Origin of the sequence: Marinomonas gallaica, from assembly GCF_001639745.1 — a bacterium.
Taxonomy (GTDB): domain Bacteria; phylum Pseudomonadota; class Gammaproteobacteria; order Pseudomonadales; family Marinomonadaceae; genus Marinomonas; species Marinomonas gallaica.
Map to the genome: position 1 here is coordinate 191728 of NZ_LTAX01000002.1, position 13000 is coordinate 204727.

16 protein-coding genes are annotated in these 13000 nt (G+C 49.3%); 7 read left to right on the forward strand and 9 right to left on the reverse strand.

The features are described from left to right. Nucleotides 1-43: 43 nt before the first annotated feature. Together AYW76_RS02995 and AYW76_RS03000 are read left to right on the forward strand one after the other, a co-directional pair. Nucleotides 44-670 carry an RNA polymerase factor sigma-70 gene (locus tag AYW76_RS02995; RefSeq protein WP_067215561.1) on the forward strand — a complete coding sequence of 209 codons (627 nt, stop codon included), beginning with the start codon at nucleotides 44-46 and terminating at the stop codon, nucleotides 668-670. Further along, on the forward strand, nucleotides 667-870 hold the full coding sequence (locus tag AYW76_RS03000) for a zf-HC2 domain-containing protein (protein ID WP_067215564.1): 204 nt from the start codon (nucleotides 667-669) through the stop codon (nucleotides 868-870). The genes AYW76_RS02995 and AYW76_RS03000 overlap by 4 nt, the downstream gene beginning before the upstream one ends. Before the next feature lie 60 nt (nucleotides 871-930). Here the strand turns inward: AYW76_RS03000 and AYW76_RS03005 are convergent, their stop codons facing one another. Then, nucleotides 931-1161 carry a hypothetical protein gene (locus AYW76_RS03005; protein ID WP_067215568.1) on the reverse strand — a complete coding sequence of 77 codons (231 nt, stop codon included), beginning with the start codon at nucleotides 1159-1161 and terminating at the stop codon, nucleotides 931-933. Nucleotides 1162-1395: 234 nt separating this feature from the next. On the opposite strand from AYW76_RS03005, the gene AYW76_RS03010 reads away from it, so the two are divergent. Genes AYW76_RS03010 through AYW76_RS03025 form a run of 4 tightly spaced genes read left to right on the forward strand, consistent with a single transcriptional unit; the run spans nucleotide 1396 to nucleotide 3776 of the window. Further along, a complete protein-coding gene (locus AYW76_RS03010) occupies nucleotides 1396-1671 on the forward strand; it encodes a BufA1 family periplasmic bufferin-type metallophore (protein ID WP_067215571.1) in 276 nt (91 codons plus the stop codon). Between the two features lie 8 nt (nucleotides 1672-1679). Beyond that, on the forward strand, nucleotides 1680-2570 hold the full coding sequence (gene bufB / locus AYW76_RS03015) for an MNIO family bufferin maturase (protein ID WP_067215574.1): 891 nt from the start codon (nucleotides 1680-1682) through the stop codon (nucleotides 2568-2570). After that, nucleotides 2554-3300, forward strand: coding sequence for an HvfC/BufC N-terminal domain-containing protein (locus tag AYW76_RS03020; protein WP_067215578.1), 747 nt, complete (start codon nucleotides 2554-2556; stop codon nucleotides 3298-3300). The genes bufB and AYW76_RS03020 overlap by 17 nt, the downstream gene beginning before the upstream one ends. An 11-nt stretch (nucleotides 3301-3311) precedes the next feature. Further along, nucleotides 3312-3776: a DoxX family protein gene (locus AYW76_RS03025; protein WP_156489010.1), complete on the forward strand. Its 465-nt coding sequence runs from the start codon at nucleotides 3312-3314 to the stop codon at nucleotides 3774-3776. Between the two features lie 81 nt (nucleotides 3777-3857). Here the strand turns inward: AYW76_RS03025 and znuB are convergent, their stop codons facing one another. The 8 genes from znuB to AYW76_RS03065 form a co-directional block, all read right to left on the reverse strand. After that, the gene (gene znuB / locus AYW76_RS03030) at nucleotides 3858-4652 is read right to left on the reverse strand and encodes a zinc ABC transporter permease subunit ZnuB (protein ID WP_067033394.1); all 795 of its coding nucleotides are present in this window, start codon (nucleotides 4650-4652) and stop codon (nucleotides 3858-3860) included. Between the two features lie 17 nt (nucleotides 4653-4669). Continuing rightward, nucleotides 4670-5452, reverse strand: a complete 783-nt coding sequence (znuC, locus tag AYW76_RS03035) for a zinc ABC transporter ATP-binding protein ZnuC (protein ID WP_067215585.1) — start codon at nucleotides 5450-5452, stop codon at nucleotides 4670-4672. Then, nucleotides 5449-5946 carry a Fur family transcriptional regulator gene (locus AYW76_RS03040; protein WP_067094590.1) on the reverse strand — a complete coding sequence of 166 codons (498 nt, stop codon included), beginning with the start codon at nucleotides 5944-5946 and terminating at the stop codon, nucleotides 5449-5451. The genes znuC and AYW76_RS03040 overlap by 4 nt, the downstream gene beginning before the upstream one ends. Then, the gene (locus AYW76_RS03045; RefSeq protein WP_231872534.1) at nucleotides 5946-6938 is read right to left on the reverse strand and encodes a nickel/cobalt transporter; all 993 of its coding nucleotides are present in this window, start codon (nucleotides 6936-6938) and stop codon (nucleotides 5946-5948) included. The genes AYW76_RS03040 and AYW76_RS03045 overlap by 1 nt, the downstream gene beginning before the upstream one ends. A gap of 76 nt (nucleotides 6939-7014) precedes the next feature. Then, nucleotides 7015-7626: a MarC family protein gene (locus AYW76_RS03050; RefSeq protein WP_067215588.1), complete on the reverse strand. Its 612-nt coding sequence runs from the start codon at nucleotides 7624-7626 to the stop codon at nucleotides 7015-7017. Between the two features lie 33 nt (nucleotides 7627-7659). Then, complete coding sequence (locus tag AYW76_RS03055; protein ID WP_067033383.1) at nucleotides 7660-8292, reverse strand: LysE family translocator; 633 nt, start codon at nucleotides 8290-8292, stop codon at nucleotides 7660-7662. A gap of 41 nt (nucleotides 8293-8333) precedes the next feature. Then, nucleotides 8334-8906, reverse strand: a complete 573-nt coding sequence (locus AYW76_RS03060) for a DUF1007 family protein (RefSeq protein WP_067215592.1) — start codon at nucleotides 8904-8906, stop codon at nucleotides 8334-8336. Nucleotides 8907-8909: 3 nt separating this feature from the next. Then, on the reverse strand, nucleotides 8910-9872 hold the full coding sequence (locus tag AYW76_RS03065) for a homoserine kinase (protein WP_067215595.1): 963 nt from the start codon (nucleotides 9870-9872) through the stop codon (nucleotides 8910-8912). Between the two features lie 350 nt (nucleotides 9873-10222). Here AYW76_RS03065 and polA point away from each other — a divergent pair, with 350 nt between their 5' ends. Further along, a complete protein-coding gene (gene polA, locus AYW76_RS03070) occupies nucleotides 10223-12952 on the forward strand; it encodes a DNA polymerase I (protein ID WP_067215597.1) in 2730 nt (909 codons plus the stop codon). Nucleotides 12953-13000: the final 48 nt, after the last annotated feature.

Sequence of the window (13000 nt, forward strand, 5' to 3'; positions counted from 1 at the left end):
TACATTGCTAGGTAACTTCTTAATAACAAGCCGAGTTTTTCCTATGACACAGGCCTTATTTCGCTCCGATAAACAACCTAGTGGACAGCTCTTTCATAACAACGAATTTATGAATGACCTACGTTTGCAGATGTTGAAATTCGCGATACTGCAAGTACGCAATGAAGCGCTCGCAGAAGACGCAGTACAAGATGCTATGCTCTCTGCCTATCAAAACATTGATCGTTTTAATCGCCAAGCAGCCTTAAAAACATGGGTATTTGCCATTCTCAAAAATAAGCTGATTGATATTTTGAGAAAGGAAAAACGTTACACCAACGCCAGTATTCTGGAAGAAGGGGCGAGTCTCAACGATGAAGCTCTGATCGATCATTTATTTACCGAGAATGGCCATTGGCAAAAAGATGAGCGTCCACAGAAATGGTACGAACCCGATCATGGTGTCGAGAGTAAACACTTTTGGCGTATTTTCGACACTTGTTTAGAGGCGTTACCGGCTAAATACAGTCGCTTTTTTATGATGCGCGAATTTCTAGAGTTGGATACCAATGAGATTTGTGACAACGAAGAGGTGACCGTAAGCAATTTAAACACGACCTTGTTTCGCGCTCGATTACGTTTACGAGAATGTCTTGAAGATAACTGGTTTCAGGGGGAGAACAATACATGATGAAGTGCACTCAAGCGACCCAGCTTTTATCTGAAAAACTCGACCGACCTTTGTCCAACAAAGAAAAAATGAATTTAGGCATTCATACAGCGATGTGCCCAGCCTGCCGACAGTTTGGTAAACAAATGCTGTCTCTTAGAGACATCAGCCAACGTTACGTAAAACAAAGTGATCGCGAAGAGAGGGGAGATAACACTTAACAACAAAAAAGCAGCATAGCTATGTGAACTATGCTGCCGGCATTCTATGACAACGAACGGTTATTTTTTCGTTGTTTTTTTCGCAGCTGACTTTTTACCAGAAGCTTTTTTAGCGGATTTGTTGGCTGGCGACTCAGATGGTTTTTTGCTTGTCGCTTTACTTGATACTTTCTTTTCAGCCTTCTTCGCTAATGATTTTTTCAACTTAGCAATTTTGTCTTTCTGCTTTGCAACCTTCTCTTTACGCTCTTTGATTTCAGATTTGATTGCTTTTACTTCTTGCTTAGACATATTAGTACTCCTTTATTCATCTTTAAGTCGTGCAAATACCATACTCGCCTCGTCATCAGAGCGATACCCCACCCTATGCTATTTCATAAAAACTTAATACTTCGATCATAAAAACATCATAAAAAAACATTTTTCATAATTTTAAAATTTATTTAATTTTTTGTGTAAGAAGTAGATATACGCCTGCGTCTAACGACTGTAACTAACAAAATGTTCCTTTGGAGGATCCAAATTATGTCTACTAAAAATACGTCTCTTGCTCTAGCCCTTGGTACAGCTGTGGCCCTTTCTGCAGTCGCCGTTCCAGCTCAAGCTGCCGATAAAGAAAAATGTTACGGCGTAGCATTAGCGGGTCAAAATGACTGTGCCGCTGGCCCAGGTACTTCTTGTGCAGGCACATCAACCAAGGACTACCAAAGCAACGCTTGGAAATTGGTCCCTGCAGGTACTTGTATGGATATGGAATCTCAAACATCACCAACAGGTCACGGCAAACTGGAAGCCTTCTAAGGTACCCTATGACCCGTTTAGCTTTCTCGCAAACCGAGGGTAAAACACTACCCTCGGGCTTTGCACAGTGCACCGGCGTGAGCCTCAAACCAAGCTACTACCAGCAAATCCTAGCGGAGTTGCCAAAGGTAGGCTTCTTTGAGATTCATGCAGAAAACTACCTCAGCGCCGGTGGCCCTGCCCGTTATTACCTAGAACAAGTGCGTAACCACTATGATCTCACTGTTCATGGCGTAGGCCTATCATTGGGTGGCGATGAGACACTCGACCTTGAGCACTTGGAACGTGTCGCTAAGTTGGTCGAATGGACCAATCCAGCGGTGTTCTCTGAACACCTCGCATGGTCTACTCACCAACAGTATTTCTTAAACGATTTGCTGCCTGTACCTTACACCGAAGCGCGCCTAGACCTATTATGCCAACACGTAGATCAGGTTCAGAGCCGACTTAACCGTCAGATCTTAATTGAAAACCCGTCCACGTATTTTGAGTTTCAAAGCAGTGTCTTATGTGAAACACAGTTTATTGCTGAATTAGTACAACGCACTGGATGCGGTTTATTACTGGATGTGAATAACGTAGAAGTCTCCTGCTTCAACCACCAACGCAGCCCGTGTGAATACCTACAGAGCTACCCCATGCATGCGGTCAAACAGATTCATTTGGCAGGTTATACCCTAGACGAACAAGCGTCGCTCAAAATCGACTCCCACGACCAAGCGGTTGCCAATGAGGTATGGCAGTTGTATCAGCACACATTAGAGCTGATTGGTGATTGTCCAACGCTGATTGAGCGAGACGGCAACTTTCCTGACCTATCAGAATTACTTACAGAAGCTCGCCATGCAGATCATTTGCGCACCCTTGTAAAGGAGCAAAGTCATGCAGAACCAGTTTAACGCCGCACTGTTCAAACAATCAGACGAGCTAGTGAATGACATTAAAGGCCACTCTACAGAAGAGCGTATTCAGCGACTAAATGTCTACCGCAACAATGTCCATGTGTCTTTACAAACAGCGCTTGGTGACATCTTCCCAGTGTGCAAACAGTTGGTGGGTGAAGACTTTTTCAACGCGATGGCACATGAGTACATCGAACAAAACCGACCGACTTCTCCGATCTTGTCAGAATATGGCGGCAACTTTAGTGACTTCATTGCAAACTTTCCACCTGCCCAAGCATTACCCTATTTATCAAGCTTGTGTGAACTGGAATACCGTCTTCTACAGCTGACGAATACGGCCGAACCCAAGACCCTATCGCTTGAAGCAGCACAGCAAACACTCAGCCAAGTGCAGCACCCAGAAGCCTTAGCCTTACACCTTAATGCCCAGTGTCAACTCATGCACAGCCCCTTTTCCGTTGGTGCCTTGTATTTAGCGCACCAACAACCCGAACCCAATTTAAAGGGTTTGCAGATCTCGGCACCGGAATATTTATTGCTCACCAAAGCCGGTCTTTACGGCTGCTGCTACCCACTAAGTGAAGCCGAGTACCACTTTATCAATGCCCTAAAACAGAACCCAAACCTTAGCCACGCGTTACCAGATGACGATGGCTTCGACTTGGGCCAAACCCTTGCTCGATTGATGACGTGGCAAGTCTTTGATGACATTAATGAATCGTAGGAGTCATGGCTATGCGCTTAATCCAAAACACGACTGAACGCCTGTTTTCAGGCTTACCTGAGTCACTCGTATTGTTCCTAGCACGCTTTGCATTAGCCGCTGCTTTTTGGCTTTCGGGACAAACCAAAATCGAGGGATTCGCATTCAACCCGTTCGCGGGTTTGTATGAATTCGACTGGCCGACGTTAAAAGACAGTACTTTGTTTTTATTTGAATACGAGTACGCTCTGCCCATTATTCCATTTGAGTTAGCGGCGTACTTGGCAACCATTGCCGAGCATGTATTGCCCATCCTGCTACTGACAGGCTTATTCGCTCGTTTAGGCGCATTCGGAATATTGGCAATGACGCTAGTCATTCAGATTTTTGTCTACCCAAGCGCCTATGCCTTACACGCCTCATGGGCCGCATTGGCACTGTTAATAATGTCTCGCGGTGCAGGTAAATTCTCGCTCGATGCACTGAGTCAAAAATAACGCTGAATTGCTCTCTTCAAACGAAAAAACGCGACTCAAGGTCGCGTTTTTTAGGTCTATTGTTTGATTCTAACCGCGTTTCTACGACGCCATCTTACGCGTTGGCAAGGTGTATGCGATCAAGAACAACAGCGCGGCACAGACTACGACGCTTGGCCCTGTTGGCGTATCCCAATGATAGGACGCCCACAATCCGCCACACACTGACAAACAGCCAATAACACCCGCAAAAGTGGCCATTTGAACCGGTGTCTGAGATAGCTTTCGTGATGTGGCAGCAGGAATAATCATAAGCGAGGTAATCAACAACACGCCGACGATTTTCATCGCCACGGCAATGACGACTGCGACCAGCAACATCAGCAATAAACGAATGGCTTCTACTGGGTAGCCTTCGACTTTCGCCAGCTCTTCGTTCACGGTCAGCGCCAACAACGGCCGCCAAAATGCCACCAACAGCGCCATCACCAGCAAACCACCACCGTAAATCCAGTACAAATCCGTCTGGCTGATGGCCAATAGGTCGCCAAATAAATACGCCATCAAATCGATGCGCACGTTATCAAGGAAGCTGACTGCAACCAAACCTAACGACAGCGACGAATGCGCTAGAATCCCTAATAACGTATCGGTCGCAATAATGTGTTTCTTTTGTAGCGCGACCAGCACCAATGCCAAGCCGACACACAGCACCACAATGGCGAGGTTTAAATTAATGTCTAACAAAAACCCCAGCGCTACACCTAATAACGCCGAGTGCGCCAACGTATCACCGAAATAAGCCATACGACGCCACACTACAAACGCACCCAGTGGCCCGGCTACGGCAGCGACCCCTAAGCCGCCCAGCAACGCGCGCATTAACAGTTCTAACATTTCGATTCTTCTCCGCGTTAATGAGCGTGATGTTTACAGCTGGCGCTGTGAACATGCCCTTCTTCGACCACTTCACCACTGTCATCGTGTACATGATCGTGTTGATGGGCATAAATCGCCAACGAAGCATCCGCTCCCGGCACACCAAACAACGCACGGTACGCCGGGTGATCTTTCACATGTTGCGGCGACCCTGAGCAACACACGTGCTGATTAATACATACCACCGTATCCGTCTGCGCCATCACCAAATGCAAATCGTGTGAGATCATAAACACACCACAATTCAATTCATCACGGATCGCGGCAATCAAGCCATACAGCTCAATTTGGCCGTTCACATCCACCCCCTGCACCGGCTCATCCAGCACTAATAAATTTGGACGATTCAATAACGCACGCGCTAACAGTAGACGCTGCGTTTCGCCACCAGACAACACATGCACTTGCGAGTTTTCGAGGTGCGGAATGCCGACTTTTTTCAACGTAGGCGTAATGTCTTTTTTATTCACACCGCGTACCAAGCCCAAAAAGTGTTTCACGGTTAACGGCAAGGTCGGATCGATGTGCAGCTTTTGCGGCATATAGCCGATACGTAGGGTGTTATGACGAATCACGCTGCCAGAAGACGGCTGCTGTAGGTCTAACAAGGTACGAATTAAAGTACTTTTTCCACTGCCGTTTGGGCCAATCAAGGTGACGATTTCACCCTGATGCAGGGTAATATTGATATTGCTTAACAACTGGCGATCGCCAAAACGAATGCCAATGTCTTTTAATTCGGCTAAACGGGTACTCATGATGGTTGCGACCCTGTTTCGCGACAGTCTGCGCATAAGCCAGTCAGCTCAATCGTATCCGAACGCAGCTCAAACCCCTGCTCAGCGGCTTTCGCAATCAAGGTCTTATGAATGTCCTGGTAGTCAAACTCCATGACATTTTGGCACTCATCACAAATCAAAAAGTAACCTTTGTGCGCTTTGTCTGCATGTGCGCATCCTAGGTAAGCGTTCATCGACTCCACTTTGTGAATAAGACCCGCAGAGATTAAAAAATCCAATGCGCGATACACCGTCGGCGGTGCAGAGTTAAAGCCTTCTTCTGCCAACTTTGCCAGCAATTGATACGCCCCTAAAGGACGATGGCTTTGCCAAATAAGCTCCAACGCACGACGACGTACTTTTGTCAGGCGCTGGCCTTGCTCAGTACACACCGCTTCGGCCGTTTCCAATGCTTGTTCAATACACACATCGTGATTGTGTACATGCTCATGAGAATGCTTGTGTTCGGTCATTAGAATGCCCGCCCTGTTACCTGTAGGTCACTGTAAATCATCGTGACACTGATAAATATTAATGCGCACGCAGCCAACACCCCTAAGATTTTGGTGAGACGACGACGCCATTTGCTGGGGCTAAGGGCGAAACTACCGTCGCGGATCAATACACTGATCAACGCCAACGCCCCGACTGTGATACCGGTGCCCAGCGACATAATCAATGTCGCCAACACGCCCCATTTAAAAATGCCAGTACTGGTGGCAAACAACAGCACCAATACAGCCCCCGTACAAGGGCGGATACCAATCGCAGAGACCATCGCAAGGGTACTGCGCTTGGCGGTAGAAATTTCATCTTTAGGCGCTTCCAGCCGTGCATGATGGCCCGCATGTTCATGCCCACACGAATGCGGATGTTCGTGATGATGGGCTTCATGATGATTGGGCGCAGCATGATGATGTTCGCAACTATGACTATGCTGATGGGCATGTTCGTCTTGACTGTGGTCGTGACCACAGCTCGATTTCCCGCGCGCTAGACGCCACAGCATCCAGACACCAATTAAGCCAATCGCAGCGTAGGACGCCAACTCCAACACTTGTGTGGTTTCGGTAATGCTGCCTGCTAAATCTAAGACCTGCGCCAATACCCAAACCAAGCTGATGGCAACCACGCCTTGCAATAGAGCCGAGGTAAACGACAGCTGAATGCCTTTACGTAATGGCGCTTTAGTAGCCAATAGATAGGAGGCGATCACCGCTTTGCCGTGGCCCGGCCCCGCCGCATGAAACACACCGTACAAAAAGCTCGCCACTAATAAACTACCCAGCAAGGCAGGATTTTCTTCTTTCGCCAGCATCTGCACCAAACGCGCCAGTTCACGATGAAAGTCACGCTGCTGTTCCATGACCCAACGGCCCATCTCAAACACGATCACTTGGTCAGCAGCCAGCGCCACGCTGGAAAAGAACAGACCAAATACACCTAACCATTTCGCTATGCGCACCCTCAACTCCAACAGGTCATCAACATACTGTTATACTATAACACTGGTAGCGCACAGGAAACGCATTCTCTGTTTTTTATCCTGCTGCAGGGTGTAAAAAGCCCATGACACCACCCATAAAGATTTGCGCGGCCATCGCAGCCAGAATCAAACCAGTGATTTTCGATAGGATATTCAGACCCGTGCGACCAAGAATCTTCTCAATCAGCGAACTGCAGTACAAAATCACGGCTAAGGTTAATAACGCACCGGTTAAGCCCATCACACCGATAACCAGATCCCAGCCTTTAAATTCGGCACCGTAGACCAGGATCGTACCGATCGTCGCAGGCCCAATGATAGTCGGCACCGCCAGCGGCACCACGGACACATCATCACGCTCTTCATTCGGCATACCCGTCGCATGGTTACGCGTACCGTCTTTCACCAAACTGATCGCCGACATAAACAGCAAGATACCGGAGCCAATACGAAAGGAGTCCAACGTAATGCCCAGCAGCTCAAACAAACCACTGCCGAAAAACATTAATACCAACGCAATGGCCAGAGCAGCAATAATCGACTTATTGGCGACTTGACGACGCTCAGAGGCACTCTGACCACGGGTCAAAGCCAAAAACATCGACATCACAAAGAAAGGAGCAAACAGGAAAAAGAACTTAATCCAAGTGGAGATCAACAGACTCATATAAGGGAATACCTAATAAGCACCGCCACGCGATCAGCGTTGGGTCAGTGCCAATTTAATGCCAAAGCCCACCAGCAATATGCCGGTTAAGCCATCCAAGACTTGCGCCACTTTTGGTCGCGCAAGCCATACTCTTGCTCGGTGAACCATCACCGCAAGAAACGTTTGCCACACCATCGCTATGATAAAGTGAAGGGCAGCCATAAACAGAGATTGCGCCACAGCCGAATACGCTGGGTCAATAAACTGTGGCAGAAACGCCATGTAGAACACGATCGTTTTCGGGTTTAAGATATTTGACAGAATGCCCTGACGGAACGCACTTTTGGCCGTCACTTGACGACCCTCGGGGACATTCAGAGTTAAACCTTTTGGGTGACACGCACTGCGCAGCGCCTGAAAGCCTAAATACGCCAAATACAAGGCACCGGCTAATTTAAACGCGGTAAACAGCGTGGCCGATCCCAGCAAAATCACCGATAAACCGAGCGCTGAAACCGTCGCGTGGGCAAACAAGCCTAGGCAAATACCCAAACTGCAGACAAAGCCAACCCGCCAGCCCGCCACAGCAGAGCTGCGCAGCACTAACAAGGTGTCCACACCGGGGCTCATGGTTAGCACCGTAATAGCCAACAAAAATGGCAACCATAGAAAATGCTCTAACATGACACGCCCTCGTACGCAGCGATTAAAAAGACATCAATGCTCTAGGCATCACACTGAAGATCGACCCAGCCTTCCATATAAAATTCTTCGGCCTTCGCTTCGACTGGCGTACAAGTCTCAGCCAGCATGCCATTTAATTTGATTGGTCCGGCTTCCGGCACCACCATGGCAAAATAGTTTTCAGGATCACCAAAACCCAGACGCAAGGTATCACGACGTAAATCAACGTCTTCCGACAAGGTAATGCCAAGGCGAACGGTCATGGCCTGATCCACCACCCCCACGTCCACCACATCGATCTGCGCTGGCGTGATCTCACGACCATCAACTTGCAGTCGAATAAAATACTGGTATTGCGCGAGATTCGTCATCGCCGTCGCCGCATCGGCTTTTTCAGCACCGGTTAATTGGCCATCGGCGTTTTTATCAAACTCCATCAGCATGTCCACACTGGAGAACACATCAAATTGCCAATAGGCTTCAAGAATCTGCACTTTCGGCGACGATAGATTCACTTGATAGTAAGAATCGATCCAAATATGCGGATGCGCTAACGCCTGACTTGCACCAAACAGAGCAAGACCCGCGCCAACCAAGTGACTCCAGCGACCCATCAATTAATTCTCCGTCAGACTCGGCACATGACGTACGCGCGCTTCTAAAATACGCTGAAATTCCATTGGATCATGCTGTTGCGCCAAACGCTCTGGGTCATCTTTAGCACCGCGCCACGCTTCAAGTCGTGATAACCAGAAACGCAACGCCGCGATTTTTAACATATGTGGCCACGCCATGATTTCCGCCGCATTTGGTTGGCGTTCATGAATATAGGCATTCACCAACGCGTGGTATTTGTCCATATCCAACTCGCCCGTTGTCATGTCCGAACACCAATCGTTTACAACGATGGCAAAGTCATACATCAACCAAGAGTGGCAGGCATTGTAGAAGTCGATGATCGCCGACAGCTGATCCCCTTCAAACAACGTGTTGTTGAAGAACAAATCACCGTGCACTGTGCCTTTGGCCAGCTGGTCGTCGTATTGCGCAATAAAGTCATCAAATTCAGACACTTGCTCTAACAATAAATGCGCTTGCTCAGGCTCTAATTCTGGCGCAATGGCTTTAGACGTGCTGCGCCACCAGTCCATACCACGATGGCTGTCACGCTGCTCCGGAAAATCCGCACCGGCGGTATGCAACTGCGCCAACACTTTACCCATGATGCGACACGACTCAACCGTGGTGCCATCCATGATATCGCCAGGGAAGCAATCCACAATGATCGCTGGACGATCTTGAACCACGCGCAAACGCTCACCTTGCTGATCAAATAACGCGGCGGGCACATTAAAACCTTTCTCTTGCAGATGTGACACCACATCTAAGAAGTACGGCACTTCGTCAAATTCAAACTCTTCAAACAAGGTAAGAACGTATTTACCTGTCGTGGTCGTGAGGAAATAGTTGGTGTTTTCTACGCCACCTGAAATGCCTTGAAAAGACACTAATTCACCCAAGTTGTAATCGGCCACAAGGCCATGCATGTCAGAGTCCGAGAGAGAAGTGTAAACAGCCAAAATCTGTACCTAAAATTATGTGAGATCAAGCGTAATCGCGTTAAGTCGCTTATGCTCCCTAATAAGTGCAAAAAGGTCAATTCGTTATCGTAAAAACCTCATCTAACGGCTGCGATTCGAGCCCGATACACCACTGTCCGCCGCTTCAACGCACCTCATGTGTGCCTTCTTTGCCAAACAAGAGGCGACGTGCCTCGACGCTGCGTTGAAAAAGCCAACCGCGAATTAACGCGCTAATCCGAAAACAGCACTGTAAATTTCTGCTGAACGCCCTAGAATAGACGCCAATTACGGCGTTTTATAACAGAGGTTTTATTTTGGCTACGGACACATTAACAAGCACTCCCCCAATGGTTTTGGTAGACGGCTCGTCTTACCTATACCGTGCTTTTCACGCGATTCCACCGTTAACCACCAGCGACGGCCAACCGACCAACGCGGCGCGCGGTGTGATCAGCATGATCCGCAGCCTAATCAATAACTACCCCAATTCGCCGATCGTGGTGATCTTCGATGCCAAAGGCAAAACCTTTCGCGATGAGATGTACAGCGAATACAAAGCACAACGCCCACCGATGCCGGACGACCTGCGCGTACAGATCGAACCAATCCACCGCATGATCGAAGCTATGGGCTTACCGCTTGTGGTCATTGACGGCGTCGAAGCCGACGACGTGATCGGCACCATTGCCAAGCAAATTGGCGAAGAAGGCCGCGAAGTGGTCGTCTCTACGGGCGATAAAGACATGGCGCAACTCGTCACCGATAAAGTGACCTTAGTGAATACCATGACTGACACCGTGATGGACGTGGCGGGCGTCAAAGACAAATTCGGCATTCCACCGGAGCTGATCATCGACTACTTAGCGCTGATGGGCGACAAAGTCGACAACATCCCGGGCGTGCCGGGTGTGGGCGAAAAAACCGCCCTCGCCCTACTGCAAGGCATCGGCTCGATCAAAGACATCTACCAGCGCTTGGACGACATCGCCGCACTGGGCTTTCGTGGTTCCAAAACCATGAAGAAAAAGATGGAAGACAACCAAGAGATGGCCGAACTGAGCTACCTACTGGCGACCATCAAATGCGACGTCGAGCTGCCGTTTGACCCACACACACTGAAAAACGAAGAAATCAACAAAGACGCTCTACGTGAGTGGTTCCAAAAGCTGGAATTCAAAACCTGGCTGCGTGACATCGACAAAGCCCCTGCTCACGGCAAAGCCGACGACACCGTTAACAACGCAGATGAGCCAGTTCAAGCGGCCAACATTGACGTGGAATACGACACCGTCTTAGATCAAGACAGCTTCAATGCATGGCTAAAGAAAATCCAAAACGCAGACCTAGTGGCCTTCGATACGGAAACCACCTCCCTTAATTACATGGCCGCGGAACTCGTGGGGCTGAGCGTGTGTGTCGAAGTCGGCAAAGCCGCCTACATTCCCGTCGCGCATGATTACGAAGACGCGCCCGAGCAACTGGACCGCGACTGGGTACTTGAGCAATTAAAACCTTGGCTTGAAGACGACACGCAAAAGAAAGTCGGCCAACACCTAAAATACGACGCCAATGTACTGAATAACTATGGCATTACCCTGCGTGGCATCGCGTTTGACACCATGCTGGAGTCTTACATACTGAACTCCACTGCCACCCGCCACGATATGGACAGCCTAGCGACCAAGTTCCTCGGCCACACCACGGTGAGCTTTGAAGACATCGCCGGCAAAGGCGCGAAGCAAAAAACCTTTAACCAAATCGAGCTGGAACAAGCGGCGTTTTACGCGGCCGAAGACGCCGACATCACCCTACGCTTGCATGAAGCCATCATGCCGAAGCTGGAAAAAGAAGGCGATTTGATCAGTGTCCTCAAAGACATCGAACTTCCACTCGTCCCCGTACTCGCCAAAATGGAACAAACCGGTGCATTGATCGACCCTGAGCTGCTGCACGCGCAAAGCGCTGAAATCGCCAGCAAGCTACAAGAAATCGAGATCAAAGCCCACGAAGCCGCAGGTGAAAGCTTCAACCTCAGCTCACCGAAACAACTGCAAGTCATCTTGTTTGAGAAACAAGGCTTGCCCGTGATCAAGAAAACACCAAAAGGCCAACCTTCGACTGCGGAGCCGATCTTGCAAGAGCTGGCCGAGCAATACGAACTGCCACGTTTGATCATGGAACACCGCAGCCTTGCCAAGCTCAAGTCGACCTACACCGACAAACTCCCCGAGATGTTGCAAAAGACGGGACGCATTCATACGTCCTACCATCAAGCGATCACCGCGACAGGGCGTTTGTCGTCGACCGATCCGAACTTACAGAACATCCCGATTCGAACCACCGAAGGCCGCCGCATCCGCCAAGCCTTTATCGCACCCGAAGGCTACAAGCTGATCGCGGCCGACTACTCGCAAATCGAGCTGCGCATCATGGCGCACCTATCGCAAGATAAAGGATTATTGGACGCGTTTGCGCACGACCAAGATGTGCACAAGGCGACAGCAGCAGAAGTTTTCGACACCACGGCAGACGAGGTCACCAGCGAACAGCGCCGCCGTGCCAAAGCCATTAACTTCGGCCTCATCTACGGCATGTCGGCCTTTGGCCTCGCGAAACAACTCGGCATCGGCCGCCCAGAGGCGCAAAAATACGTCCAGCGCTACTTTGAACGCTACCCAGGCGTGCGCACCTACATGGACAACACCCGTGAAAGTGCCAAAGAGAAAGGCTACGTGGAAACCATCTTCGGCCGTCGTTTGTACCTTCCCGAGATCAAAGCTAAAAACGCCATGATGCGCCAAGCCGCCGAACGCACCGCCATCAACGCCCCGATGCAAGGCTCCGCCGCCGACATCATCAAACGCGCCATGATAAACATGCACGACTGGCTCGCCGACACCGACCTCGACGTGAAAATGATCATGCAAGTACACGATGAACTCATCTTCGAAGTGGCTGAGAAAGACCTTGATGCCGCGCAGGAAAAGATTGTCGAGATTATGCAGAATAGCAGCCAGATCGACGTGCCGTTGTTGGTAGAGGCAGGGGTTGGCAACAACTGGGACGAGGCGCATTGATATATAGTCAAGAGTGTTTATCAACAGCCGTTATTCATATCAACAGTT